Annotated in this window: 21 protein-coding genes and 1 tRNA gene; 17 read left to right on the forward strand and 5 right to left on the reverse strand. The window is 50.5% G+C overall.

All coding sequences use genetic code 11. From position 1 onward, the window contains the following. Positions 1 to 41 precede the first annotated feature (41 nt). From GNP95_RS14010 to GNP95_RS14020, 3 genes are read left to right on the forward strand one after another with little or no spacing between them, the layout of a single operon-like run. Positions 42 to 980 carry a carbohydrate ABC transporter permease gene (locus tag GNP95_RS14010; protein ID WP_155611485.1) on the forward strand — a complete coding sequence of 313 codons (939 nt, stop codon included), beginning with the start codon at positions 42 to 44 and terminating at the stop codon, positions 978 to 980. Next, positions 980 to 1,819 (forward strand): carbohydrate ABC transporter permease, encoded by an 840-nt coding sequence (locus tag GNP95_RS14015; RefSeq protein ID WP_155611486.1) that lies wholly within the window; start codon positions 980 to 982, stop codon positions 1,817 to 1,819. The genes GNP95_RS14010 and GNP95_RS14015 overlap by 1 nt, the downstream gene beginning before the upstream one ends. Before the next feature lie 31 nt (positions 1,820 to 1,850). Continuing rightward, positions 1,851 to 4,283: a hypothetical protein gene (locus GNP95_RS14020; protein WP_155611487.1), complete on the forward strand. Its 2,433-nt coding sequence runs from the start codon at positions 1,851 to 1,853 to the stop codon at positions 4,281 to 4,283. 87 nt (positions 4,284 to 4,370) lie between these two features. On the opposite strand, the gene GNP95_RS14025 is transcribed toward GNP95_RS14020, so the two are convergent. From GNP95_RS14025 to GNP95_RS14045, 5 genes are all read right to left on the reverse strand, one after another. Next, positions 4,371 to 4,748: a PilZ domain-containing protein gene (locus GNP95_RS14025; protein ID WP_155611488.1), complete on the reverse strand. Its 378-nt coding sequence runs from the start codon at positions 4,746 to 4,748 to the stop codon at positions 4,371 to 4,373. 282 nt (positions 4,749 to 5,030) lie between these two features. Beyond that, positions 5,031 to 5,522 (reverse strand): glutathione peroxidase, encoded by a 492-nt coding sequence (locus tag GNP95_RS14030; protein WP_155611489.1) that lies wholly within the window; start codon positions 5,520 to 5,522, stop codon positions 5,031 to 5,033. A 5-nt stretch (positions 5,523 to 5,527) separates the two neighbouring features. Continuing rightward, positions 5,528 to 6,109 (reverse strand): thioredoxin family protein, encoded by a 582-nt coding sequence (locus GNP95_RS14035; RefSeq protein ID WP_155611490.1) that lies wholly within the window; start codon positions 6,107 to 6,109, stop codon positions 5,528 to 5,530. Between the two features lie 239 nt (positions 6,110 to 6,348). Continuing rightward, entirely contained in the window at positions 6,349 to 6,816 is a 468-nt protein-coding gene (locus GNP95_RS14040; RefSeq protein ID WP_155611491.1) for a hypothetical protein, read from the reverse strand. Between the two features lie 309 nt (positions 6,817 to 7,125). Next, positions 7,126 to 7,199, reverse strand: a tRNA-Arg gene (locus GNP95_RS14045). Between the two features lie 194 nt (positions 7,200 to 7,393). On the opposite strand from GNP95_RS14045, the gene GNP95_RS14050 reads away from it, so the two are divergent. The 14 genes from GNP95_RS14050 (at position 7,394) to cobA (ending at position 25,599) form a co-directional block, all read left to right on the forward strand. Continuing rightward, positions 7,394 to 8,320: a hypothetical protein gene (locus GNP95_RS14050; protein ID WP_155611492.1), complete on the forward strand. Its 927-nt coding sequence runs from the start codon at positions 7,394 to 7,396 to the stop codon at positions 8,318 to 8,320. A gap of 201 nt (positions 8,321 to 8,521) precedes the next feature. Beyond that, a complete protein-coding gene (tig, locus tag GNP95_RS14055) occupies positions 8,522 to 9,865 on the forward strand; it encodes a trigger factor (RefSeq protein ID WP_155611493.1) in 1,344 nt (447 codons plus the stop codon). Positions 9,866 to 10,130: 265 nt separating this feature from the next. Continuing rightward, on the forward strand, positions 10,131 to 10,721 hold the full coding sequence (clpP, locus tag GNP95_RS14060) for an ATP-dependent Clp endopeptidase proteolytic subunit ClpP (protein ID WP_155611494.1): 591 nt from the start codon (positions 10,131 to 10,133) through the stop codon (positions 10,719 to 10,721). A gap of 12 nt (positions 10,722 to 10,733) precedes the next feature. Next, positions 10,734 to 11,990, forward strand: a complete 1,257-nt coding sequence (gene clpX, locus GNP95_RS14065) for an ATP-dependent protease ATP-binding subunit ClpX (protein WP_155611495.1) — start codon at positions 10,734 to 10,736, stop codon at positions 11,988 to 11,990. 120 nt (positions 11,991 to 12,110) lie between these two features. Beyond that, on the forward strand, positions 12,111 to 13,235 hold the full coding sequence (ispG, locus tag GNP95_RS14070) for a flavodoxin-dependent (E)-4-hydroxy-3-methylbut-2-enyl-diphosphate synthase (protein WP_155611496.1): 1,125 nt from the start codon (positions 12,111 to 12,113) through the stop codon (positions 13,233 to 13,235). 923 nt (positions 13,236 to 14,158) lie between these two features. Beyond that, complete coding sequence (lonB, locus tag GNP95_RS14075; protein WP_155611497.1) at positions 14,159 to 15,868, forward strand: ATP-dependent protease LonB; 1,710 nt, start codon at positions 14,159 to 14,161, stop codon at positions 15,866 to 15,868. Positions 15,869 to 16,038: 170 nt separating this feature from the next. Then, positions 16,039 to 18,375 (forward strand): endopeptidase La, encoded by a 2,337-nt coding sequence (lon, locus tag GNP95_RS14080; RefSeq protein WP_155611498.1) that lies wholly within the window; start codon positions 16,039 to 16,041, stop codon positions 18,373 to 18,375. A gap of 14 nt (positions 18,376 to 18,389) precedes the next feature. Continuing rightward, positions 18,390 to 19,007: a ribosome biogenesis GTP-binding protein YihA/YsxC gene (gene yihA, locus GNP95_RS14085; protein ID WP_155611499.1), complete on the forward strand. Its 618-nt coding sequence runs from the start codon at positions 18,390 to 18,392 to the stop codon at positions 19,005 to 19,007. A 210-nt stretch (positions 19,008 to 19,217) separates the two neighbouring features. After that, positions 19,218 to 19,805: a non-ribosomal peptide synthetase module gene (locus GNP95_RS14090; protein WP_155611500.1), complete on the forward strand. Its 588-nt coding sequence runs from the start codon at positions 19,218 to 19,220 to the stop codon at positions 19,803 to 19,805. Positions 19,806 to 20,115: 310 nt separating this feature from the next. After that, positions 20,116 to 20,514 (forward strand): adenosylmethionine decarboxylase, encoded by a 399-nt coding sequence (speD, locus tag GNP95_RS14095; protein WP_155611501.1) that lies wholly within the window; start codon positions 20,116 to 20,118, stop codon positions 20,512 to 20,514. Positions 20,515 to 20,756: 242 nt separating this feature from the next. After that, positions 20,757 to 22,166, forward strand: coding sequence for a glutamyl-tRNA reductase (hemA, locus tag GNP95_RS14100; protein WP_155611502.1), 1,410 nt, complete (start codon positions 20,757 to 20,759; stop codon positions 22,164 to 22,166). A 225-nt stretch (positions 22,167 to 22,391) separates the two neighbouring features. Then, the gene (locus GNP95_RS14105) at positions 22,392 to 23,084 is read left to right on the forward strand and encodes a precorrin-2 dehydrogenase/sirohydrochlorin ferrochelatase family protein (RefSeq protein ID WP_230873808.1); all 693 of its coding nucleotides are present in this window, start codon (positions 22,392 to 22,394) and stop codon (positions 23,082 to 23,084) included. A 2-nt stretch (positions 23,085 to 23,086) separates the two neighbouring features. Further along, entirely contained in the window at positions 23,087 to 24,046 is a 960-nt protein-coding gene (hemC, locus tag GNP95_RS14110) for a hydroxymethylbilane synthase (RefSeq protein ID WP_155611503.1), read from the forward strand. An 8-nt stretch (positions 24,047 to 24,054) separates the two neighbouring features. Then, complete coding sequence (gene cobA, locus GNP95_RS14115; protein WP_155611504.1) at positions 24,055 to 25,599, forward strand: uroporphyrinogen-III C-methyltransferase; 1,545 nt, start codon at positions 24,055 to 24,057, stop codon at positions 25,597 to 25,599. The last annotated feature ends 701 nt before the right edge of the window (positions 25,600 to 26,300 follow it).

A 26,300-nucleotide genomic window follows, 5' to 3' on the forward strand; every position in this document is an offset into this window, starting at 1 on the left:
TGAAAGGCTTCCCCTTCTCCTCAAATTGAGGTGATGACAACATGGCACAATCCAGCGCAGATCAGACTCTATTGAAACGTTCCTTCAGAAGGAAAAGGCTTCGTGAGAATGCAGCGGGTCTATTCTTTATCTCGCCGTGGCTCATCGGCTTTCTTCTGCTGATGTTCGGCCCGATGGTTTTCTCATTGGGGATCAGCTTCACCGAATGGAATATGGTGGGCAGCCCGAAATTTACCGGTATTGAAAATTACGTCCATATGTTCACGAGCGATCCTTTCTATTTTAAATCGATGATCGTCACATTTAAATACGTGTTCATTATGGTGCCCTTGCAGGTCGTGTTTGCGATACTTATCGCTGTCCTGCTCAACCGGGCCACCTACGGCATTAAATTTTTCAGATCGATTTTTTATTTGCCATCCCTGATACAAGGGGTAACGCTAGCGCTAATTTTTAGCTGGATGCTGAACGACGATTTTGGGCCAGTCAATTACATGCTGGAGCTTGTCGGACTTCCACGAGTGCACTGGCTGACCGATCCAAACGTTGCTCTATACGCACTCATATTCATTGCTCTATGGGGCGTCGGCTCCCCGATGGTACTGTACCTGTCAGCGCTTCGTTCAGTATCCTCTGAATATTATGAAGCGGCAGACATTGACGGCGCAGGTCCCGTACGCAAATTTTTCAATATTACGATTCCGCTGATTACGCCGACGATTCTATTTAATATTTTGACGAGCCTGATCTCGGCTTTCCAAACGATTGTTCTTGCGTTCGTGCTGACAGGAGGCGGGCCGGCAAACTCAACCTACTTCTATTCTCTGCATGTGTACCGCAATGCGTTCACCCATTTCAAAATGGGCTACGCCTCGGCCATGGCCTGGGTGATGTTCATTCTCATCGTGCTGCTGACCGGCCTCGTTCTGGCTTCGTCCAAGTATTGGGTTCATTATGAAGACGACGGAGGTGGACGTTAATGCATGCGCTAGAGAGTAAAAAACGTACCCAAACAGTCATGGTTTTTGCTTTGACGGTACTCTGTGCAGCAGCATTCCTCTTCCCGATCGCCTGGATGCTGTCCACGGCGGTGAAAGCGCCGGAGGATATTTTTACAGCAAAGCCAGAGCTTATACCGACAAATTGGCAGCTGCATAACTTTGCCGATGCTTGGAAGGCGCAGCCGTTTGGCCGCTTCCTTCTGAACACGCTGATTGTAGTGGGCGTATCGACTCCGTTTGCCATGCTGTCCGCTACGATGGTCGCCTTCGGATTTGCCCGGATCAATTTCTGGGGCAGGAATGCTCTGTTTCTTTTCGTAATCGGTACGATGGTAATTCCTTGGGACGTAACGGCGATTCCGTTATATATCCAATACAACAAAATGGGACTCATTAACACGCTTTGGCCTATGATTTTGCCGGGGGCGTTTGGCTCCGCGTTTTTCATCTTCCTAGCCCGGCAGTTTATTATGGGAGTTCCGCGAGATTTGGACGAAGCGGCTGAAATTGACGGGTGCAACCGCTGGCAAATTTATTGGAGCATTATTTTGCCGTTATGCCGTCCGATTGTGGTCGTCATTGGGGTGTTCCATTTTGTCTGGTGCTGGAATGAATTTTTAACGCCGCTCATTTTTATAAATGACCAGAGCATGTACACGCTGCCGCTTGGAATCAATTTATTCAAAAATGCTTTTAATATTGAATACGAGAAACTGATGGCGGTATCCTGCTTATCGGTTCTGTTCCCGGCAACGCTGTTTTATTTTACGCAAAACCTTATTCTAGGGGGCATTTCGCTCAGCGGAGTCAAAAAATGATAAAGGTGACAAGACTGAGGGGTGGAGACATATGAACATACTGAATAGTCCAAAGTTTGAACTTGCCTTTACAGAGCGTGGAGCGGTAAAGTCTCTGAGGATGAAGGACGATCCTTACGCGATGAACTGGGTCGTTGATCCCGGTTATTTGGCAGAGGCTGGTTATGATGATGTTGATAAGCTATTCGGGGAATGGACAGCGGTAGTGAACGGACGTACAATACGAAGCTTCGATCTGATTCCGGCGATTAGAAAGGTCAGTGAGGGCTGTGCCGAAGTCTCCTTCGATACAGGGGGGCTGACGATCACACTGACTTACCGGCTTGAAGAGGAGCGGATGATCTGGCAAATTGAGAGCTTCAATTCTACAGACAAGGAGCTGCGGGTCGATGGATTCCATCTCTGGTTCTCATTAGCCTACGTGATGTTTCGCGATGATAACGTCGTACGCAACATACGCGAATCCTGTGCGGTATTCGCCCATATGGGAGGGGACTTCTCCAAGTTTGCAGCAATCCGGCGCAGTAATGAGGCCCCCCATCTCGGTATTTATGGAAAAAAGGGGCGTTCCGCGGCGTTCGGTTCATTTTGCAGATATGAGAATCGCTTTTTGGAGCAGGTGTCCCCGTCGCTTGACGGTCTGCTGTTCCATCGCTTATCGCTAGTCGAGAATGGCAGCTCGATGCCGGAATCGGCAGCGGTCGATTGGATTTACGGGGATGAGTATGATCCGCTGATTTTGGATGCCGGGCAGCGTGTGCAGTGGGAGTATGCGTTCGCTGCTTGTGATGATCAGGAGGATTTTTATCACCAGGCATTAGAGCACGGGCATCCCCGCTGGACCTATACTCCCGTGCTGACGTCAGGCGGGTTATTTCAAGCGGAACTGGAGCTTCCGAATGGGCAACAGGTCAGGCAGGTTAGATTGCTTACTTCGTCATCTCAAGGTGTGGTCCAGGAGGAAGACATTACTTCCTTTTTCGCAGCGGATGGGCAGCGCCCTCAGCGATTCCAAGCCGCCTTGCATCGGACGGAGCCAGGTGAGCATAAGCTTGAGCTGCTGCTGGAGGATGGGCGCAAGGATATTCTGGTGTGGAACGTGCTTGAACCGATCGGCCGTATTTTGGAGAAGCGTGCGGAGTGGCTCTGCCGCAACAATTACGACGAAGAGGGGACGATGGGAAGAGCGCATGCATTTTTACCGCTGTCGAATCAGGGAGAATCCCTAGGGAAGCTTACTTTTCTGCTTATGAAAAATAGTCTGGCGACCCCCGTTCGGGAGCAAGTGGAAAAGGCGGAGGCATCCGCAGTGCTCGATATGAAGCGTCATTGGTTTGAACATGGCAACTTTACTAAGCCGCGTGCTTTATATGGAAGCTTCTATCGCATATTTGATCTGGACTATATCGCCCATGTGTTTTATTTGCTCTCTCGCATGGAGGCTTCGCTGCTTAAATTGAATACGCCCCATACTTATTTAGAATGGGCGGCGGAAGTGCTTGCTGTCCGGTTGAACCCGGACTGCCACCAAGGTCAGAGGGAGAAGGATGAAACAGGTTTAAGCGGCGTGTTTATATTGTATATCGACGACTTGCTCAAAGATTTATGGGAGACTGGAATGCTGGAATGGCATCAGCGCTTGACGCGGCTGTGGCAGGAGTTTGGGATAAGGCTGGAACGTAATTCGGAGCCGTTTGCCGGTGCAATTACAGAGCATTTCTATGATAATGCCGGTTTCGGGCCGACGTGCGAGACACTGCTCTCGGTTGGACTGCGGGATGAAGCGGAGAAATACGGTCAGTTGATCTTGGCTAATATCGGCTTCAGCAATGATTATCGGGCGCAAAATCCGGATCGCTGGTGGGAAGCCTTATCGTACATGATCCATTCCTTATGGGGAGGTCTGGTAGCGGCTTCTTCCCGGGTAGCTTACGAGCATCTTGGAGATTCGCAGTATTTGGAGGCCGCCTATCGCGCGGCGATGGCAGTCTTCAACTGCTATGATTGGAACGTCACATCTACGCCGCGCCGCTTGCAGCCCGGGGAAGCGGCTTCGACCTATAGCGTGGCAGCCCCGAACCTGAACATGCCGTCACTGTCGCGCGATCGTTTCGGACAATCCGTGTTCCGGAACGCGAGCGATCCGTTGTTTGCTTCCTTGTTCGCTAATGCGACAGGGGACGATTGGGACATGGGAGAAGAGCTCGTGGCCTATTTGCTCGGATTCGGCACGACGACTTATTTATATCGCGATGCGAAGGGACAACTGCGTTGTGTCAACGGATATATTACGGAGGATGGGGATAGCTGGATCATAACCAGCTATGCAGCTTATCCGATGAGATATGTTGTTCAGGAAGAAGGGCTGGTGCTTGAGGCGAGCAAAGGCGAAGTGCTGAGGCAGGCTCGGTTCTGGGAAGGAAAGCTGTCGGCGCTGGAAGCCGTGCGTGAAAGTGAACGATAAACGGATTTGATGCCCACAGATAACTGTAACCGCAATCGCAGATCGACTCAGATTTGCGGTTGCGGTTGTTTTTTTAATATGTATGTATTACAGTACTACGATTCGCCGGGAGGCAGCCAGGGACCGCAGCTCAATATTGAGGCTTTCTTTCATGTCTTCGGTCAAATTTAGCGCAAGGCCATAATGGAATACGGCGTTCTCATGCTCTTTCTGCCAGCGAATGCTGCCCGGGAACTTATGTAGATCCTCATTGAGCCGCACATGAACTGTGGCTTCAATCTGATGGGTGGATGCTCTAAGGTCCAGTTTGGTCTGGATTCGGCATCCTGACTTGCTAATATCGATCAGCTCAATTTCTGCTAATTTACTGTGAACAGGAACAGCGTTAATTTCTCTGATTTCAATCCAGCAGGGTAAGGGTGTGATCATTGAGTAACGGAAGGGATCCGTTCTTCGTGTTGTCATAGTTACGTCCTCCGCAAATAGGAATATAATCCGGTAATCCAGGATATTTTAGGTAATTGATATTATAATATATCGGGTTTAGTTAATTATTTGATGAGCTTCAAAAACTCAATTAAAAAATATATTTTGCAGTCATGGATATTTCAAATGAAGGAAGGGACTCAGGGGTTGAGCGGAGGAGAATACCTCAGAGAGGGAGCGGCAATGACGGAAGCAAAAATAAAGGTTGTTCATAAGAGCTTTGGGCTCTCTGAACAACCTCAGTTTAGTGTTGTGGAGCGGTTAATCAGCATGGATCAACGCTTGCCGGATATCAGACTCTAGAACTGAAGGCTCCGTACGCGCGCTGTACTGCTTAAGAATGTTTCCGTTCCGGTCCACAAGAAATTTGACGAAATTCCATTCGATGTCTCCTGTCCGGTAAGGTGCCGGAACGTGGCTGACAAGATATTTATACAACGGGTGGGCGTTTTCGCCTTTGACATCGATTTTGGCGAAGAGAGGGAAGGTGACCTGGTAATTCAAATCGCAGAAACTTTTGATTTCCGCTTCCGTACCTGGCTCTTGCCCGGCAAACTGATTGCAGGGAAAGCCGAGAACGACCAAACCTTGTTCGCCATACGTATCATATAAATGCTGCAATCCCTGATATTGCGGTGTTAATCCGCAAGCGCTGGCCGTATTAACGATCAGCAGCACCTTATCTTTGAATTGCTCAAGCGTGACAGTTTCTCCCTCGATGGTCCGGACTTCAAATTGATATATTTGTGACATTATCGTTATACCAAATCACAGGCTTCCGCTGGCATCCAGTGGGCGTCCTGTCCTTCCCATTTGACATTGCAGCCGATCGGATTCGTTAACGGCACGCTGACCGGCTCGCCTGAGGTAAGCTCCGTCAGAGCTCTTTCCAAGTCATTAGTGGTCATTTTTGAAGTTTCACGAGGGTTGTCCACTCCACGGCCTGTATAAACAAGGCGGCGCTGTTTGTCAAATACAAAGAAATGAGGTGTGCGCAGCGCACCGTAAGCTCTGGCTGCGTCTTGGTCCATATCCCGAAGGTAAACCCATGGGAACCGGTGCTCTTCCATTCGAAGAATCATATGCTCAAAAGAATCATCGGGATGCGTGTTTTCGCTATTTGCGTTAATGCCGACAAAGGCCACGCCTTTGTCTTTAAATTTCTCCGCCGTTTGGCGAGTGACTTCGTCGGAACCGACCACGTAAGGGCAGTGATTGCAAGTGAAGAAAACTACGAGATAATCGGCCCAAGCGAAGCTGTCCAATGAATACAAAGCCCCATCTGTCGCCTTAAGTTCAAAATCGGGAGCCTGCGCTCCAAGCTGTAACGTAAAACTCATGTAATACGGACCTCCTCATCAATAGTTTGATAGATTGCGTTTCAACATGAGCAGAATTTGGTAGACAGCCAGACGTCTTTATTGTACTTCATTTTGCTTGAGATGCCTAATTGAAAAACAAATGAAAAGCGAGCCCTTCGACATATCAAATGCAGATATTTGTCGAAAAAACTCGCTCGGTTATGTACTCGAAATTTTAAAAATAACCCCTTAAAAATGCCCTCTCTGTGATTTAATTACTACTGAAGCAGCAAGTGAAGAGTGCTTGCCAGGAACATTAACAGGCCGGTTGCGACCAGGTCGATCAGCAGAGTTACAATAAATTTCACGATCAAATTGGTAGGCAGCCGGAACACGCTCATATTGGCTGCTGCAGCAAGAATGCCGATCAGGGCGCCGATCGCTCCCCCGATAAAAATAAATACCAGCGGCAGGAAACACCAAACCTTAGCTACGACAGGAAGCGGCTTAGCAACCTGAATGAGCGAGCCGTCAATTATGATATTGGGGACGTCCATTCCGAATAAGTCCTTTTTCCACACAGCCTCTACTTCCTGCCCGTCATCCCGGCGCAGCATCATCGGCTGTCTCTTCTTGGCGGTAACCAGCTGGTTATTCACCATAAGCTTGGCATTGCCGCCAATGCCTGAAGTCACGACTTCCAGGGTTTGATTGGCGAAGCCCGTGGGGGTAATACTGTAACGCATAATTTTCCTCCTTCATCAAATGAAAAATACATCTTTATTTATATCGGAAGGAATGGGAAAATTTTCATAGTTATTGTATGGGGTAAATGAAAAATTTGCGGTATTTTAGCGGATTGTGTTGCAAAATATTTATTTTTAAAACTCTCCTGATGGAGAGTTTTGGCTTGCGTCCAAGAAGGGATACTCGCGCTCCAGGCGCGAGACTCCGTTTGCCCTTCCGCTGCGCGTGGCGGTCTCACTCCGACGAACCCCCAAGGGGTTCTCACCCCCTGGACGCAAAAAAACTCTCCTGATGGAGAGTTTACTATACGTCCCAGAAGGGATTCGAACCCCTGACCGACGGCTTAGAAGGCCGTTGCTCTATCCAGCTGAGCTACTGGGACATAAAAAATAACAAAAGTAAAAACGCAAGCAAAAAATATTTTAACACACCAAATGCTGCGAATCAATAGGTAAATCAATAAAAATATTCCTTCATTAATAGCATTCACAATCGGCTCATAAATAAAGTCTTGAATACAAGTATTTTTATCTCGAATACGTCTATGCTATAATCTCAATTAATTGCAAATACGGAATGAAGGAGGTTGCGCATATCAGCAATTCTCGACCCGATGAAAAAGACAACATCGTTTTATTTCCCAAAACGTTGGATTATTATCAAATCGAGCTGACGCGGATGCTGGAAACGGAACGATACCGGGAGGCCGCGGAGCTCTTGCAATTTTTGCTGCAATGCCAGGGGCAGGATCCCCGCCATTACGAAGAGTGGCAGGCTCTGCTTGATTGGCTGAACAGCGCTTTTCCAAGCTTTGAACAAGGCGAGATGCCCGAAGAGGACGATTATGCCGAAGAAGATATGGCCAGGCAGCATGCCGAAGCCAAGCTGGCGGAGGATCACCTATACGTCGAGAAGCTTCTTCATGCCGTAACTGAGAAGCCTTTATCGGAGCAGACCTTCCTTGCCCTGGAGCAGCTGGTGTACCTGGACAGGCCAGAAGTGGACGAGGTGCTGATCCGCTGGATTGAGGGCACGGAATTGCATCCGCTGCTGCAATTCCGCGTGTTTCAAACTTTGCAGCGCCGGGGCACGCAGGGAACGCTGATATTGAAGCGCGGCAGCGAGCCGGTTGAAATCGATATCGAAGCTGTTCCCTTGAAGCCGGAACAATTCCCGGCGCCGATACAAGCGGTATTGGAACGGGTAGGGAATGAGACGCAGGTGCATGATCCGACGCTGTTTTATTTTGCCCAGGAGCTGTGGTCGCAGTTTATAATGGCAATTTACGGGACGAAGAATTACTACTCGATCCTGAGCGAGGAGGATGCGGTTATCGATATTTGGGCGGCCGCTCTGCATCTTATGGTCTCGGACAGTCTTCCCGGCGGGAAAAGCGATGAGGAATTGAGGACGCTTTATGGTATAACAGATGATCTCCGGTTAAAGTTTGAGCAGGCCTGCCGTACGATGCGGCAGTTCGTGGCAGCGGGCGTGGGGGGGTAATCGAGACACGGGGTAGCCGGTGGTCTCCAAGAACCCTCTCGTTCTGCTCTTGTAAAAACATGTATTGTTGTTTATAATATAGTGGTTATTCTGAACGTGGAATAGAGACAGCTATACTGGAACCACGGTAGCTGCTTTATCGCGATTCGGTTTCAGTATTTCAATATAGTAATATGTGAAATTTGGAGGGGAAGGCATAAAATGAAAGCAACTTGGGAAAAAATAGAGAAGAACCTCGGTGTTCTTGAGGTTGAAGTTGAAGCAGAACGTGTAGCTGCTGCACTAGATAAAGCGTTTCAAAAAGTGGTAAAGAAAGCAAACGTACCTGGATTCCGCAAAGGTAAAGTACCACGGCCGATCTTTGAAGCGCGTTTCGGCGTTGAATCCCTTTATCAAGACGCGATCGATATCTTGCTTCCTGAAGTGTACACTGAAGCGGTTGAACAAACGGATATTTTCCCGGTGGACCGTCCTGAAGTGGACGTAGAGCAATTTGCTAAAGGACAACCATTTAAGTTCAAAGCGAAAGTAACTGTTAAACCGGAAGTTACGCTTGGCAACTATAAAGGCCTCGAAGTGCCTGTAGAGCCGGTGGAAGTAACTGAAGAAGAAATCAACCAAGAGCTTGAGCGTTTGCAGCAGCGTCATGCTGAACTCGTTGTTATCGATGAAGAAGCAGCCCAAAACGGCGACACTGTTGTCATCGACTTCGATGGTTCCGTAGACGGCGTTCCGTTTGAAGGCGGCAAGGCTGAGCGTTATTCGCTGGAGCTTGGCAGCGGCACATTTATTCCAGGTTTCGAAGAGCAAGTTGTCGGCCTGGCCACGGGAGATTTCAAAGATGTAACCGTGACTTTCCCTGAGACATACCATGCCGAGGATCTGGCTGGCAAGGAAGCCGTTTTTAAAGTAAAAGTACACGAAATTAAACGTAAACAACTGCCTGAGCTGGATGACGAATTCGCGAAAGATGTCAGCGAGTTCGATACGCTTGCTGAATATAAGGAAGATCTGAAGAAAGAGCTTCATTCCCGCAAAGAGAAAGACAGCAAAGCAGCGCGCGAAGGAATCGTCGTTGAGAAAGCCAGCGAGAATGCTGAAGTTGAAATTCCTCAGTCGATGGTTCAAAGTGAAGTTCAAAACATGGTGCGCGATTTCGACAACCGTCTGCGCTCCCAAGGCATGAACTTGGAAATGTTCCTGAGCTTCTCCGGCCAAAGCATCGAAGATCTGCAGGAGCAAATGAAAGCTGATGCCGAGAAACGCGTTCGCAACAACCTCGTTCTGGAGCAAATCGCGAAGGAAGAAAATATCGTAGCTACCGAAGAAGAAGTCAATAAAGAGCTTAACGATATGGCTGAAGCGTACAAGCGTACTCCAGAGGAGATCCGCAGCATTCTTGCGGCTAACGGTTCGCTGGGCACATTGAATGAGGATGTAGCTCTTCGGAAAACGATCGAATTCTTGCTGGAGAACAGCAAAGAGGTTCCAGCCGAGAAGAAAGAAGAAGCTAAAGAAGAATCCACAGAAGCAGCAGCTGAATAATAAGCCGGGAGCTTAACCTGCTTTAAGCCGCTGAATCTCCGGATAGAACATTGGACAATGTTAAGGCACGTATATAAGATGCGTGCCTTAATTTTTAACCTTTTTGAAATACATATATTGGAATTACCTTGCTGGACAAGTCTTTGGTTATATAATACGTTCAGAAAGTCATACACTGTATCGAATGAAAAATGACATGCGCCTTTGAACGTGATAGAATATTTCTGTAAGCGTAAGAATTTGAAAAGGAAAAGAGGTTGGTCGCATGAGTCTGGTACCTATGGTCGTAGAACAAACAAGCCGGGGAGAACGGTCTTACGATATTTACTCGAGACTTTTAAAGGATCGAATTATTTTTCTCAGCAACGCGATTGACGATGATGTTGCCAATCTCGTAATAGCCCAGCTGTTGTTCTTGGCAGCGGAAGATCCTGAGAAGGATATCCATCTGTACATCAATTCCCCTGGTGGTTCGGTTACAGCCGGGATGGGTATATATGATACGATGCAATATATCAAACCAGATGTTTCTACAATTTGCGTAGGAATGGCTGCCAGCATGGGTTCGCTCCTGCTTACAGCGGGTGCCCCGGGCAAACGATTTGCACTTCCGAACAGTGAAGTGATGATTCACCAGCCGCTTGGCGGAGTACGCGGTCAAGCCGCGGATATCAAAATCCATGCTGAATGGATCATCAAGACAAGAGAGAAGCTGAATCAGATCTATGTGGATCGGACGGGTCAACCCCTTGAAAAAATCGAACGCGATACAGACCGCGACTTCTTCATGAGCGCGGAAGAGGCTATGGCCTATGGAATCATCGACCAGGTCATTAGTAAGCCGATTAAACCATAAAGGGGTGTTTACATGTTTAAGTTCAACGATGAAAAGGGACAATTAAAATGCTCGTTCTGCGGCAAATCGCAGGAACAGGTCCGCAAGCTTGTTGCCGGACCGGGCGTTTATATATGTGATGAGTGCATCGAATTGTGCACGGAGATTGTAGAAGAGGAACTCGGACATGAAGAGGAACTCGATCTGAAGGAAATTCCGAAGCCGAAGGAAATTCGCGACATCCTGGATCAGTATGTTATTGGCCAGGAGCAGGCGAAGAAATCGCTGTCCGTTGCGGTGTATAACCACTACAAGCGCGTTAATATTCAAGGCAAAGTTGACGACGTCGAATTGCAGAAGAGCAATATTTTGCTGCTCGGTCCTACGGGTTCCGGTAAAACATTGCTTGCGCAGACGATGGCGAGAATTTTGAACGTGCCGTTTGCGATTGCGGATGCGACTTCCCTAACAGAAGCAGGGTATGTCGGTGAAGACGTCGAGAATATTTTACTGAAGCTGATCCAGGCTGCGGATTATGACGTGGAGAAAGCGGAACGCGGCATCATTTACATCGATGAAATCGATAAAGTGGCCCGCAAATCCGAGAATCCATCCATTACCCGCGACGTATCGGGTGAAGGCGTACAGCAGGCCCTCCTCAAAATCCTGGAAGGCACTGTAGCGTCTGTGCCTCCGCAAGGCGGACGCAAGCATCCACATCAGGAATTTATCCAAATCGATACGACGAATATTTTGTTTATTTGCGGCGGTGCGTTTGACGGCCTGGAGCAAATCATCAAACGTCGGATCGGCAAGAAAGTGATCGGCTTTAACGCGGTGAGCGAAGGACAGAAGGACCTTAAACCGGGTGAATATCTTTCCATGGTGCTTCCAGAGGACTTGCTTAAGTTCGGTCTCATCCCTGAGTTCGTCGGCCGTCTGCCGGTGATTTCGACGCTGGAGCCGCTTGACGAGAAGACGCTTGTACGTATTCTGTCCGAGCCGAAGAATGCTCTGGTGAAGCAGTATCAGAAGCTGCTTGAGCTTGACAACGTGAACCTGACTTTCGAAACAAAGGCGCTTGAAGCGATCGCCCAGGAGGCGATTAAGCGGAACACGGGCGCGCGCGGACTCCGTGCGATCATCGAAGGCATCATGCTGGATCTGATGTATGAAGTGCCTTCGCGCGAGGACATTACGGACTGCGTCATTACGGAGAAAGTCGTTCAAGACAAGACGGTGCCCGAGCTAGAGCCTAAGAAGAACAAGAAGCAAGAAGAGAGCGCATAAGGCTTAACGGCCGAATACGCCACAAAATAGATGTCGGGTTCTCCACCTTTGCAACGGCGCGTGGTAAGTGACGTGCTTGCTTGCAGGGGTGGAGCTTTGACGTTATGGGAGAGACCTGAAATGACATTCTTGAGACAAGATACCCGGCCGGTCAAAGTCGGCAATCTGACGATCGGCGGCAGTAACGAAGTAATCATTCAGAGCATGTGTACGACCAAGACGGCAGATGTCGCCGCTACGGTGGCGGAAATTCACCGGCTGGAGGAAGCAGGCTGCCAATTGGTTCGCGTGACCGTGAATAATGAAGAGGCTGCAGCGGCGATCAAGGAAATCAAGAAGCAGATTCATATACCGCTTGTGGCAGATATTCATTTCAATTATAAGCTGGCCTTGCTCGCGATTGAGAATGGCATCGACAAGGTGCGCATCAATCCGGGGAACATCGGCCGCCGGGAAAAAGTTGAAGCCGTCGTTAAAGCCTGCAAGGAGAAAGGCATTCCGATCCGTATCGGAGTCAATGCAGGTTCTCTTGAAAACCATCTGCTCGAAAAATACGGCTATCCTACGCCTGAGGCGATGGTGGAGAGCGCATTGTTCCATATTGGGATTTTGGAGGAACTGGATTTCCACGATATTATCGTGTCGCTCAAAGCATCCGATGTTCCGATGGCTATTGCCGCGTACTCTAAAGCGGCGGAGGTCATTCCGTATCCGCTGCATCTTGGCATTACCGAAGCCGGTACGCTGTTCTCGGGAACCGTCAAAAGTGCGGCAGGCATCGGGGCACTGCTTTCCATGGGTATTGGCTCCACGCTGCGGATTTCATTAAGCGCCGATCCGGTGGAGGAAGTCAAGGTTGCTCGTGAGCTGCTCAAGACCTTCGGGTTAATTTCGAACGCAGCCACATTGGTGTCCTGTCCGACATGCGGCCGCTTGGACATTGATTTGTTTGCGATCGCAAATGAAGTGGAAGAATATATCGCCAATCTGAAAGTGCCGATCAAGGTTTCCGTGCTTGGCTGCGCCGTTAACGGGCCGGGTGAAGCCCGCGAAGCTGACATCGGCATCGCCGGAGCTCGCGGTGAAGGCTTGTTGTTCCGTTACGGAGAAATGATCCGCAAGGTGCCGGAGGCCGAATTAGTATCGGAATTAAAGAAAGAAATCGACCACATCGTCGAGGTCTATGAAGCAACCGGGGAAATCCCGGGGCGCAAAGAGCACCGGGCCGCCAGTGCTCAAGCATAAGCGATGAGCATGAAGCACGCTTAGCATAAGGATTACATGACGTAAGCAGCGGTTTAAACGCAGGTAGTCGACTGTGTGAACCGTGAAATAATGAAACCGCAAGCTGTACGCAAGTGCAGTTTGCGGTTTTTGTTTATTAATTTTTGGGCGAATTAACAGTTGTGCCGGTTGGTGTCAGGATTGCGATAGCTCGCGAATGCATGAATGGGTACAGTTGAGGTGCTATGCCAGTCGATTGACGAAGCTTGACGAGTTAGAGATTCATTCTCAGCTGATATGCTATACGTCTGTTGGTGTGCTATATCGTAATTGGTGGGCTTATCGTTTGTTGTAACCAGTATTGTTTGTTAGCAGCCAATATTCTTTGCTGGTATACTACATCGTTTGTTAGTGTGCTTATCCTTTTTTTGGCGCCCTGCATAGTGTGGTTTGAGTCCCCCAGGTGACACAAAATCCCTGAGTTAACTTGCTTTTTATAGCCGATTGGAATACTAAATGCATTTTATACAACTAGTTCCCCTCATTTTATAGAAGTTACCTGTAATAAATGTAAATCATGCAGTTAGTTTGCCTGAATTGGACTGAAATGCCGTAATAGCCCTAAAATAAATGCAGGTTCTGCAGTTAGTTGTCTTCGACCTAGTTAAAACTGTTGAACTAACTGCAGGAAATACATTTGTTACCTTTACCGCAACCTTTACTGTTACCTCTACAATTAACCAAATGACCTTTCTATAATATCTCCACGATCCGCATTCAGTCTTCTTTTACTCATATTTCCTGTGGCTAATAATCTGAGTTCTAAAGGAAATAACGTCAATCGACGGTTTTCTTAATGACATTTTAGCTTTTATTTGCGTTTTATGATGAGTGAATAGGGCAATACTACCATGTATCAGTAAAAGTGTGGGAGGCTCTGTATAATGGAACTGAATGTAATTTTGATGTCTGTTCAAATGTTTTTCGCCGTGGTGATTGGCCTTTATTTCTGGAATCAGCTTCGCAGCCAGAGGGGGAACCGGACTGCGGTGGACAAGGAGTCGCGCAAGGAAATGGAGAAGCTGCGCAAACTGCGGGCGGTATCGCTGACGAAGCCGCTTGCCGAGCGTACGCGCCCGGCGACTATGAATGACATCGTTGGCCAGAAGGATGGGCTTCGGGCTTTGAAGGCTGCATTATGCAGCGCCAATCCCCAGCATGTCATTATTTATGGCCCGCCAGGCGTCGGCAAGACGGCTGCGGCCAGAGTGGTGATGGAGGAAGCGAAGAAAAACCCGATATCGCCCTTTAAGTCAGACGCCAAGTTTATTGAAATGGATGCGACGATTGCCAGATTCGATGAAAGGGGCATTGCCGACCCCCTCATCGGGTCGGTTCATGATCCGATTTACCAAGGTGCTGGCGCCATGGGGGTGGCGGGAATTCCGCAGCCGAAGCCGGGAGCGGTGACGAAGGCGCACGGCGGCATTCTTTTTATCGATGAAATTGGTGAGCTTCACTCCATTCAAATGAATAAAATGTTAAAGGTGCTGGAAGACCGCAAGGTCTATCTGGAAAGCGCCTATTACAATTCCGAGGATTCGGGGACTCCAGCGTATATCCATGACATTTTTCAAAATGGATTGCCAGCCGACTTCCGCTTGGTTGGGGCAACGACACGTTCTGCGCATGAAATCCCTCCAGCCCTTCGTTCACGCTGCATGGAAATTTATTTTCGCCCGCTGCTGCCGGACGAGATAGCCCAAATCGCCGAGGATGCGGTGAAAAGAATCGGCTTTCAGCCCTGCCCCGAGGCGATCGAGGTCATCAAGAAATTCGCGACGAACGGTCGGGAAGCGGTGAACATGGTTCAGCTTGCCGCCGGGCTGGCTCTAACCGAGCAGCGCGATCATTTGCTCGCATCGGATTTGGAATGGGTGGCCACGAGCAGCCAACTGGCGCCGCGTCCTGATCGCAAAATCAATGAACAATCGGAAATCGGCGTTGTCAACGGTCTTGCGGTATACGGTCCTAACATGGGCACGCTGCTGGAAATTGAAGCGACGGCTGTCCCCGCCCAGAAAGGGAAAGGCGTATACACGATCACCGGCGTAGTCGATGAGGAAGAAATCGGCGGCGGCAACCGAACGCTGCGGCGCAAGAGCATGGCGAAAGGCTCGGTGGAAAATGTACTGACCGTGCTGAAGAGCATCGGCCTTCATCCGGCGAATTATGACCTGCATATCAATTTTCCCGGGGGAACGCCGATCGATGGCCCTTCCGCAGGGCTCGCGATCGCAACGGCGATTGCTTCCGCAATCAAGCGGGTGCCTGTGGACAACCGGATCGCAATGACTGGGGAACTAGGAATTCACGGAAAAGTGAAGCCCGTGGGCGGAGTCGTCGCCAAGGTTGAGGCGGCTTTTCAGGCAGGGGCGACAACCGTGCTTATCCCAAAGGATAATTGGCAGACGCTGTTTGAAGGCTTGCAGGGACTCAAAGTGATCCCGGTGGAATCGGTATCCGAGGTGTTCCGCCATGTGTTTGGCCCTGAAGCCGAGAAGAACTTCGACCTGTCCTTGGGAAGCGACTCTTTCGTACCGGCTCCGGCCCCGTTTTTGCATGCCGAGTCTCCGCAGAGCGGAACACTGTAAGGCTGTACAAATGGAATCTGAAGGGATTTGACGAAGCAATCCCCCAGGGAAGCAATCCCCCAGGGCAATGGGGCGGCTGCATGGAGCAGTCGCTCTTCGTTGGTGTTTTCAAGAAACATTTGCTAAAATAGGACTAATATCTTACGAGAACGTTTGGAGGTGCGAAAGCGATGGGATCCCATAAATCCAAGAGCCGTCGTTTTCCTTTGTTGCCCTTGCGCGGCCTTCTCGTCTATCCGAGCATGGTGTTGCATTTGGACGTAGGCCGGGAGAAATCGGTAAAGGCGCTGGAAAAAGCGATGGTAGACGACAATTTAATTCTCCTCTGTTCTCAATCCGAAGTGAACATAGAAGAGCCGACCCAGGAAGATATATTCCGCATCGGAACAGTAGCGAAAGTTCGGCAGATGCTGAAACTCCCTAACGGTACGATCCGTGTATTGGTCGAAGGGGTAGAGCGCGCCGAAATTATTGAATATTTGGACAATGACGAGCATTATGAGGTGCTTGCTCAGGAGCGTCCTGAAGAGGAAGTGCTTGATCCTGAGGTAGATGCCCTTATGCGAACCGTACTAAACCAATTCGAGCACTATATTAACTTGTCCAAGAAAGTAACGCCGGAGACGTTGGCTGCCGTGTCTGATATTGAGGAAGCCGGCCGCCTGGCGGATGTCATTACTAGCCATTTGTCGCTAAAGATTAAGGACAAACAGGAGATTTTAGAGACAATCGATGTAAGGAAACGGCTGGAGAAGCTGCTCGATATATTGAATAATGAGCGCGAAGTACTGGAACTGGAGCGCAAAATCAGCCAGCGCGTCAAGAAGCAAATGGAAAAGACGCAGAAGGAATACTATTTGCGCGAGCAGATGAAGGCGATTCAGAAGGAGCTAGGCGAGAAGGAAGGCCGGGCTGGCGAAGCGGAGGAGCTGCGCGCCCAACTGGAGGAGAAGAACCCGCCGGAGCATGTCCGGGAGAAGGTCGAGAAAGAAATCGACCGCCTCGAGAAGATGCCGGCCAGTTCCGCTGAAGGCGGCGTCATTCGCAATTATGTGGATTGGCTGCTCAGCCTGCCTTGGAACGAGAGAACCGAGGATGACCTCGACTTGGCCAAAGCGGAGCAAGTGCTCAACGAGGATCATTACGGCCTCGATAAGCCGAAGGAGCGCGTGCTGGAATATTTGGCGGTACAGAAGCTCGTGAAGAAGCTCAAAGGACCGATTCTCTGCCTAGTAGGACCGCCGGGGGTAGGGAAAACATCGCTTGCCCGTTCGATCGCCCGCTCGCTCGGCCGGGAGTTCGTGCGGATTTCACTGGGCGGCGTTAGGGATGAAGCCGAAATTCGCGGCCATCGCCGCACTTATGTAGGAGCGATGCCTGGACGGATCATCCAGGGCATGAAGACGGCGGGGACGCTGAATCCCGTATTTTTGCTTGACGAGATCGACAAAATGGCCTCCGATTTCCGCGGGGACCCATCTGCTGCGCTGCTGGAGGTGCTGGATCCCGAGCAGAACAACACGTTCAGCGACCATTTCATCGAGCTCCCGTTCGATTTGTCGAATGTCATGTTCGTGACGACGGCCAATGCAGTGCATAACATTCCGCGTCCACTGCTCGACCGGATGGAAATGCTCTATATTCCGGGGTATACCGAGCTTGAGAAGCTGCAAATCGCATCGCGTTACCTGCTTCCAAAGCAGAAGCGCGACCACGGGCTCGAGCCGGAGCAGCTCGAGATCGGCGAAGAGAGTCTGCTGCGGACGATCCGTGAATACACCAGGGAATCGGGCGTGCGTAATCTGGAGCAGCAGGTTGCGGCGTTATGCCGGAAAGCGGCCAAGATTATCGTCTCCGGCGATGCAGAACGTATCGTAATCGAGCCGGATGACATCAAGGATTATTTAGGCGTGCCGAAATACAGATACGGTGTAGCCGACCTGGAGGATCAGATTGGGACGGTAACCGGCCTCGCCTGGACGGAGGTCGGCGGCGAAACCCTCGTCATCGAGGTCACCGTCGTTCCGGGTACCGGCAAGCTGACATTGACCGGTAAGCTTGGCGACGTCATGAAGGAATCGGCACAGGCAGCCTTCAGCTATACTAGATCCAAGGCGGCCGAGCTGAATATTCCGCTTGATTTCCATGAGAAGAACGACATTCATATTCATATTCCGGAGGGCGCCATACCGAAAGACGGGCCTTCCGCGGGCATTACGATCGCTACGGCGCTGATCTCCGCGCTGACGAACCGCTATGTATCCAAAGACGTGGCGATGACCGGTGAGATCACGCTGCGGGGACGCGTGCTGCCGATCGGCGGCCTAAAGGAGAAATCCCTGGCGGCCCATCGCGCAGGCTACAAGAAAATTTTGCTCCCTAAAGATAACGAGCGCGACCTGCGGGATATTCCGGACAGCGTGAAGGAAGAAGTCGTATTTGTTCCTGTGTCCCATATGGACCAGGTACTGGAGCACGCTCTTGTAGACCAATCCGGGATTCATTAGAGAGGAATTCACCTATGAAAGTTACGAATGCAGAATTTGTGATCAGTGCGGTACGCCCTGATCAATATCCAGAAGACGCCCTGCCGGAGATTGCTCTGGCCGGGCGATCCAACGTTGGCAAGTCATCCCTGATTAACCGGATGATTAACCGCAAGAACCTGGCTCGCACCAGCTCGACGCCGGGCAAGACGCAGCATTTGAATTATTATCGCATTAATGATCAGTTGTATTTCGTTGATTTGCCGGGATACGGCTATGCCAAGGTTTCGAAGACGCAGCGCCAGGTATGGGGGCAGATGATCGAGAAATATTTGCTCGAGAGGGACCGCCTGAAGCTGATTCTTCTCGTTATTGATTTAAGGCATCCCCCAACCAAGGACGACGAAATGATGTACGATTGGCTGAAGCATTACGACCTGCCGGTATGTGTAGTCGGAACAAAAGCGGATAAAATTCCAAAATCCCGCTGGCAGAAGCATATTAAAATTATTAAGGATTCACTCGTCCTTCGGGCAAGGGATGAGTTTGTCATGTTCTCTTCCGAAGAGGGAATTGGCAAGGATGAGCTGTGGAGCCATATTAGCCGTCATATTCTTGAGGAGCAGCAGGCCGAGCAGGATGCCTTTGAATGAAAAAATCATAAGAATCGATGGATAGCAAAGGGATTTGAAGGAGTTATAGCAGGAAAGTGAGCATGCAGGGGGATTTTTGGAGCTGAGAACGGCTAAATCCGTTTTTTTCTGAAAAATGGCAGGAATTCACGTTTTGGACGCTGAGCAATACCTTGAATGAGTAGTGTATAATTATGATTAAGGATTGCTAAAAGAATTGAGGAGATTTTTATGGCTCAGCGGTTAGCCACAGAATATGTTAATGCCAGTTTACGATTGTCGGAAGTTCAGATGTCCCAGTTTATTCACAAGGTATACGATCCTCATGTGCGCCAGAGAGTGAAAGTACTCGATAATGGCGGCCAAGAGGTGGTGCTGGAGGATGATAGCGGAGAAGAAGTCCATCTGCCTTTTGACCGTAAGGACGGATATTATGTCTGTGAATTGTCTTTCCGCTTGGAAAAACCCCATTTAACGAACGTAATGCGACTGTTATTTGCCGCCTTCAAAGGCTCGGGAATGGTTACGCGCATTTATAACGGATTCATGATGATGTATTATTATCAAGAGGGCCGCGTACGCAAAATCGTAGAGTATTCCCGTGATTCCTACAAATTGGTTTATGAACATAAGGATACGGTTGGCGAGCTGCAGCGGATTTACCGCAACAATGATGTGGAGCGGGAGATTGAACAGATTCACCGCGAGGTGAATGTTCTTCTGGATCAGCGCTTTGTCGCTGAGGACGCCAAGGTTGTACAGCGGATCGATAGCGAGCTTCGCAAGCATACTCGCCGTTTGTTTGTTCTGGAAGCCTGAAGAGGCTATAAATAATTTTCTAGACGGCTGTCACCATTGACGAGAGAATGACATAAAGTGGTAAGGAAAACTACCCTAATGCTAGGGTAGTTTTTTTTCCGGGGCAACAAACAAACTTTTTTTGCGAAAAGTGTTGCATTTGTTACGGATAGATGGTATTTTTAATCTCGTTGAAAAGAATATAGGAACCAGGATTCACTCAGGACATGGAGATGTTGCGAGAGATTTTTCCCTCGGGAAGTGAATGACGTAGGTCCTAGCGGATGAAATTTTTTCAAACATTTTATTCCTAGGAAGGGGGAACCGAAGGATGGAATATTCAACTTTCGGAAGACACGTTGCTGTTGATACTTGGGGAGTCGACTTTGAGGTACTGAACAATGCAGAGCTATTGCAAGCTCATTTGGTGGAAGCTGCTGAATCTTGTGGAGCAACGGTATTGTCCGTGCAATCCAAACAGTTCGAACCGCAAGGTGCGACGGTACTTGTGTTGTTGTCGGAGAGCCATCTCTCGATTCATACGTATCCTGAGAGAGGGTTTGCTGCTATTGATTGCTATACTTGTGGAGAAACGGTTGATCCGCAATTGGCGATTGATTACCTGGTGTCCGTATTGAAGCCGGAGAAAATGTACGCGAAGAAGCTCATTCGCGGGCTGGGCGAGCTTGAGGTCGTAACGCCGGTTATGAATCAAGTGGAGCTCGTATAAAGAAGAAATTAAAGACTCAGTGGTTTCGTAGCTCATAGTTTGCGGAAAATTGGGTAGAATAGGATAACCATGGAGCAATTCCATGGTTATTTGTTTTTTGGCGGAATTTTTTGGTTATCTTCATAAAGAGTTCATAAAACGCTCATCAAAACCACCGGGGAATCTGCCAGTCCTGTGATATAATTAACATAGTTTGTTTTCGATCGATGCTATGACATCTTAACAAGGCAGGTGAACTTGCAATGCACATCGTCGTAGTCGGGTTGAACTATCGAACAGCGCCTGTGGAAGTCAGGGAACGTTTTACTTTTGCCGAACGGGATTTGCCGCAAGCGTTGCAAGAGTTGAAACGCACCAAGAGTGTATTGGAAGGCGTCATTATAGCAACCTGCAACAGAACGGAAATTTATGTCGTGGTTGACCGCTTGCACATGTGCGGTTATTTTATCCGCAGCTTCATGGAGCAGTGGTTTGGCATTCCTAGACAAGAGTTTACCCAACATTTATACATGTATGAGGACGAACAGGCTATCCGCCATCTGTTCCGGGTCGCATGCGGCCTTGATTCAATGGTGCTTGGCGAGACGCAAATTCTAGGTCAGGTTCGGAGCGCTTTTTTGCTCTCGCAAAAGGAGAAGGCTACGGGCACCTGGTTTAATATGCTATTTAAGCAGGCGATCACGCTGAGCAAGAGAGCCCATTCGGAGACAGCGATCGGCGAAAGCGCCGTATCGGTGAGTTATGCAGCTGTTGAATTGGGCAAGCGGGTATTCGGCAGCTTCGAGGGCAAGAAGGTGCTTATTCTCGGCGCCGGCAAAATGAGCGAGCTGACGGCGAAGCATTTGAGCGGAGGCGGCGCGGCAGAGGTGCTTGTGGCTAACCGTACCTTCGGCCGTGCGCAGGAGCTGGCAGCCAAGTTCGACGGTACCCCGTGCTCGATGCAGGAAGCGATGCAGCGATTGCAGGACATCGATATTTTAATCAGCTCTACCGGGGCGGACGGTTACGTCATAACCTCGTCTCAGGTGCAAAACAGTATGAAGCAGCGGCCGGAACGGCCACTGTTCATTATAGATATAGCGGTGCCTCGCGATATCGATCCAGCGATTGGGGAGCTTGACAATGTGTTCCTATATGATATTGACGATCTGGAAGGTATTGTGGAGAGCAACATGGAAATGCGCCGCGGCGAAGCTCTCAAAATCGATTGGATGATTGAAGAGGAGATGGGCGCGTTCGCCAACTGGCTGCAAACGCTTGGCGTCAGACCGGTCATTCGCGCACTGCAGGAGAAATCGACTTCGATTCATGAGAGCACAATGGAAAGCCTGTTCAATAAGCTGCCTGAGCTGGATGAGCGGCAGCGGAAGGTCATACGGCGTTTGACCAAGAGCATCGTGAATCAGATGATGCATGATCCGATTAACCGGATCAAGGAGATGGCCGGAGAGGAACACGGAGTGGAAGCGCTCGAAATGTTCACACAAATTTTTGCGCTGGAGCAGCAGCTCGAGGCTCTGTCTGAATCTTCTACGGCTGCGGATCAGCAGAATAGCGCGACTCAGGAAATTTCTACGCAAGAACAAAAAGAGAAGAAAGAGCCGTCACTCGAAACAGAGACCGAGCTTCCGCTCGTGAAGGTATCTGTTTAAAGCGGTAAGCCGCTTAGATCTTCATCTTTGAATATATGCCGGGATCATCATTGTATGCCCTGAGCCTTCTGTTTATTCTCGTATTGCATTAGGGTGCAATCTGTATAACGGAGGGTGCAGGGCATTTTTTGACGATATGGGAGGGCTTAGATTATGTTTTGGCGGCGGACGTGGCAAAATAAAGGATGGTAGGTTATGCTATTATCAATGTAAAATGACGTATGAATGATCCGCCGTCCATGGCTGGATATGGGAGTGGTAAGCATGAACGTCCCGCATTATATTCCCGTGATGCTAAACTGCGCGGGAAGACGCTGCATTGTCGTTGGCGGCGGGGTAATCGCCGAAAGGAAAGCTAGCGCCCTGCTGGCATCCTCTGCAGAGACGATCGTCATCAGCCCTTCGCTAACGCCTTTTTTAGTGTCTTGTTACGAGAAGGGGCAGCTGCACTGGATAAAACGGGAATATCGGGAGGGCGACTTAAGCGGGGCTTTTTTGGCATATGCGGCAACGAACGACAGTCAGGTGAACGAAGCCGTCGTTGCCGAGGCGGAGAGCCGGGGCGTGCCTGTGAACGATACCGGCGACGGAGCACGGGGCTCCTTCATTACGCCGGCTTCGATCCGCAGGGGCGGCCTGATTGTGGCTGTATCTACTTCTGGAGCAGGGCCAACGGTTTCCCGAAGGTTATGCGTGGAGGTCGACGAGCTGTTCGGGGAGCATTACGAGATTTATATTGATTTCTTAAGCGAGATCAGGGTAAGGATTAAAGAACAGGTGCTTGACCGGGAGAGACGCCAGCTATTGTTTAAAGCGTTAGCCGAAATGGATATATTGGCGGAAATTCGTGAAGGACGATTTCGTCCTTGGAGCGAGGAGAAGCTCGCTGCATGGATTGATGCATATCAGGAGGAATAAAGATGAAAAAACGTACGATTGTCGTCGGTACTAGACAGAGCCAATTGGCGCTGACGCAGACGGGTCAGGTTATTGATGCGCTGAAAGCGATATGCGAGGAGCATGGGCTGCCCTATGATTTCGAGATTCGCAAGATTGTGACGAAGGGCGACCGTATACTGGACGTAACGTTATCGAAGGTAGGGGGCAAAGGCTTGTTTGTGAAGGAAATTGAGCAGGCTATGCTGAGCGGCGAAATCGATATGGCGGTACATAGTATGAAGGATATGCCTTCCGTGCTTCAGGAAGGTCTTGTAACCGGTGCGGTTCCACGGAGGGTCGACCCCCGGGATGCGCTGATTTCCAGGAACGGCCTGAGCTTGGACGAGCTTCCGCAAGGGGCAAAGATCGGTACGAGCAGCCTGCGCCGCTCGAGTCAGCTGAAGAAATACCGTCCGGACCTGAGGCTGGAATGGATTCGGGGCAATATCGATTCCAGACTGCGCAAATTGGAGACCGAGGGCTTCGATGCCATTATTCTTGCTGCGGCGGGCTTGTACCGGATGGGCTGGGAGGATCGGATTACCTCATTTTTGCCAGTAGAGGTATGTTTGCCTGCCGTCGGCCAGGGCGCGCTGGGCATTGAATGCCGTGAAAGCGACGAGGAGGTGCGCGATCTTCTGTCGCTGTACAATGATCGGGATACCGAGCTGACCGTCGCTGCAGAGCGCCAATTCCTGCGCGTATTGAACGGTGGCTGCCAGGTTCCGATCGGTGCATATGCTACCTTGGTGCAGGAGGAATCCGGGATCGGAACGGGAGGAGCGCGCATCGAATTGACGGGGCTGGTCGGAACGCCGGACGGACGGCTTGTTCTGAAGGATGTCCTGACCGGCGAGGATCCGCTGAAGCTGGGCGATGAGGTTGCAGCTAAGCTGATTTCTAGAGGAGCGGACGAAATTTTGGCGGAAGTCAGGGAGTGAGTGATGGGATGGCTGGAAAGGTATATTTAGTCGGGGCGGGGCCCGGCGATGCTAGATTGATTACAGTAAAGGGATTGCAATGTCTGGAAAAGGGGGATGTCGTCGTATACGACCGGCTGGCGAATCCCAGCTTGCTGAGGAAAATGAAGCCTGGTGCAGAGAAGATCTATGTAGGCAAGCTGCCGGACCGTCATACGATGAAACAGGAGGAGATTAATCAACTCCTCGTGGACTTGGCGCTGACGGGGAAGACCGTTGTCCGTCTGAAGGGCGGCGATCCGACGATCTTCGGCCGCGTAGGCGAAGAGGCCGAGCTGCTTCGCAAGCATGGAATTCCTTATGAGATCGTACCGGGAATCACTGCAGCGATCTCGGTCCCTGCCTATGCGGGGATTCCGGTAACCCACCGGGACATGGCTTCCTCCCTGTCCATCATTACCGGACATGAGAGTCCTGAAAAGCTAGACAAGTCCATCAATTGGGAGAAGGTCACGAATGCAACGGGGACGCTCATTTTCATGATGGGCGTTGCCAAGATCGGGTACATCAGCAGGCAGCTGATAACGTACGGAAGATCTCCCGATACGCCCGTCGCTCTCGTGCGCTGGGGGACGCGGGCAGAACAGGAGACCTTGACCGGCACGCTGGAGGACATCGAGCGTAAAGTGCAGCAGGCGAACTTTCAGCCGCCGGCCGTCATCGTCGTAGGGGAGGTCGTGACGCAGCGCGAGCATTTGAAGTGGGCGGAGACCCTGCCGCTGTTTGGCACGCGCGTGCTTGTTACCCGCGCCCGCAGTCAGGCCAGCGAGCTTGCTGCGCAGATCGAGGATTTGGGCGGCGAGCCGTATGAGTTCCCTGTCATCGATATTCGAATGCCTGAGGACGAGGAACAGATCGCTCATGCGGATGCGGCTTTAAGCCAATTGGAGACGTATGACTGGGTGTTCTTCACAAGCGTCAACGGGGTGGAGTATTTCTTCAGGCGCTTGGAGAAACTGGGACAAGATGTCCGCTCACTTCATCGAGCGAGAATCGCTGCAGTCGGGCCGGCAACGAAGGAAGCGCTTCGAGCCCGCGGCATTGCCGCAGAGGAGCTGCCAGGACAATACCAGGCCGAGGGCATGTTCGAGGCGTACGGCGCCGAAATGTACGCCGGCCAGCAGGTGCTGCTGCCGCGGGGAGACCTTGGCCGCAATTGGCTGCCAGAGGTTCTTCGGGAGAAGGGGCTGAACGTGGCCGATGCCGTGATGTACGAGACCGTACCTGCCGGCGAGGAGGACGATGAGCTGCTGAAGCTCATCGAAGAGGGCGGCATCCATGTCGTGACCTTCACCAGCTCGTCGACAGTAAAGAACCTGGTTGCTGCCCTAAAGGGAATGGGGCTTGCAGACCCCGTTCAAGCCTTGTCTGGCGCTGCCATCGCCTGCATTGGCCCGCTTACTGCGCAAACGGCTAGGGACCTTGGCTTCAACGTCGATATGATGGCTGAAGAATCGACGATCAACAGCCTTGTCCAATCCCTTTGCGACTGGCGTGCCAGTAATCGTGATTAGCTATGGAATAGCTCTCATAATTTATATATTTTGCACTGCAGCAAGCGTATCCCGCAAGGGAGAACGCCAGTACCGTAGTCAGTAGCAGTAAGAGGCACCACGTAAAGTAACTAATCTCTGCGCCGTAGTGAGCGTATCCCCGCAGGGGACAGCGCCAATACCGTAGTCAGTAGCAGTAAGAGTCACCACGTAAAGTAACTAATCTCTGCACCGTAGTGAGCGTATCCCTGCAGGGGAGAGCGCCGGAACCGTAGTCAGTAGCAGTAAGAGGCACAGCGCAAAAGTAACTAATCCTTGCGCTGTAGTGAGCGAATCCCCGCAGGGGACAGCGCCCCTGACAACCAGCCTAACTCAATACAGCCAAATAAACCCTACCCACCCAGACAGCAGGAGAGTCTAACGTAGAGCGGGCCCGTTAGGGCGGCAAGCGACTGATTGCACACTGCCTGCCCGGGAGCGCCACCCGCAGCAGGGCTGAGCAGAATGTTTACCCAGGTTGCCCCGGGGCGCCAAAAGTAAGACGTACCCGAAGGGGGAAAAGCGTTCCACACACCAAACCTAAGCGCATCCCCGCCAGGGGACAGCGATGCAGGAGCGCCTCTGCCCCTCCCACGTTATTCCCATTGCGGGAGTCCAGAGGGCGCAGCCCTTGGAGCCCTCCCTTACGACAAGGGAGGGTTTGGGTGGGATGGGATCAATTT

The organism is Paenibacillus woosongensis, from assembly GCF_009725165.1.
GTDB classification, from domain to species: Bacteria; Bacillota; Bacilli; order Paenibacillales; family Paenibacillaceae; genus Fontibacillus; species Fontibacillus woosongensis.

Bases quoted from the DNA above. Each gene is read 5' to 3' on its own strand.
- GNP95_RS14010 (WP_155611485.1), top strand. From the start codon at position 42: ATGGCACAATCCAGCGCAGATCAGACTCTATTGAAACGTTCCTTCAGA.
- GNP95_RS14015 (WP_155611486.1), top strand. From the start codon at position 980: ATGCATGCGCTAGAGAGTAAAAAACGTACCCAAACAGTCATGGTTTTT.
- GNP95_RS14020 (WP_155611487.1), top strand. From the start codon at position 1,851: ATGAACATACTGAATAGTCCAAAGTTTGAACTTGCCTTTACAGAGCGT.
- GNP95_RS14025 (WP_155611488.1), bottom strand. From the start codon at position 4,748: ATGACAACACGAAGAACGGATCCCTTCCGTTACTCAATGATCACACCC.
- GNP95_RS14030 (WP_155611489.1), bottom strand. From the start codon at position 5,522: ATGTCACAAATATATCAATTTGAAGTCCGGACCATCGAGGGAGAAACT.
- GNP95_RS14035 (WP_155611490.1), bottom strand. From the start codon at position 6,109: ATGAGTTTTACGTTACAGCTTGGAGCGCAGGCTCCCGATTTTGAACTT.
- GNP95_RS14040 (WP_155611491.1), bottom strand. From the start codon at position 6,816: ATGCGTTACAGTATTACCCCCACGGGCTTCGCCAATCAAACCCTGGAA.
- GNP95_RS14050 (WP_155611492.1), top strand. From the start codon at position 7,394: ATGAAGGAGGTTGCGCATATCAGCAATTCTCGACCCGATGAAAAAGAC.
- tig (WP_155611493.1), top strand. From the start codon at position 8,522: ATGAAAGCAACTTGGGAAAAAATAGAGAAGAACCTCGGTGTTCTTGAG.
- clpP (WP_155611494.1), top strand. From the start codon at position 10,131: ATGAGTCTGGTACCTATGGTCGTAGAACAAACAAGCCGGGGAGAACGG.
- clpX (WP_155611495.1), top strand. From the start codon at position 10,734: ATGTTTAAGTTCAACGATGAAAAGGGACAATTAAAATGCTCGTTCTGC.
- ispG (WP_155611496.1), top strand. From the start codon at position 12,111: ATGACATTCTTGAGACAAGATACCCGGCCGGTCAAAGTCGGCAATCTG.
- lonB (WP_155611497.1), top strand. From the start codon at position 14,159: ATGGAACTGAATGTAATTTTGATGTCTGTTCAAATGTTTTTCGCCGTG.
- lon (WP_155611498.1), top strand. From the start codon at position 16,039: ATGGGATCCCATAAATCCAAGAGCCGTCGTTTTCCTTTGTTGCCCTTG.
- yihA (WP_155611499.1), top strand. From the start codon at position 18,390: ATGAAAGTTACGAATGCAGAATTTGTGATCAGTGCGGTACGCCCTGAT.
- GNP95_RS14090 (WP_155611500.1), top strand. From the start codon at position 19,218: ATGGCTCAGCGGTTAGCCACAGAATATGTTAATGCCAGTTTACGATTG.
- speD (WP_155611501.1), top strand. From the start codon at position 20,116: ATGGAATATTCAACTTTCGGAAGACACGTTGCTGTTGATACTTGGGGA.
- hemA (WP_155611502.1), top strand. From the start codon at position 20,757: ATGCACATCGTCGTAGTCGGGTTGAACTATCGAACAGCGCCTGTGGAA.
- GNP95_RS14105 (WP_230873808.1), top strand. From the start codon at position 22,392: ATGATCCGCCGTCCATGGCTGGATATGGGAGTGGTAAGCATGAACGTC.
- hemC (WP_155611503.1), top strand. From the start codon at position 23,087: ATGAAAAAACGTACGATTGTCGTCGGTACTAGACAGAGCCAATTGGCG.
- cobA (WP_155611504.1), top strand. From the start codon at position 24,055: ATGGCTGGAAAGGTATATTTAGTCGGGGCGGGGCCCGGCGATGCTAGA.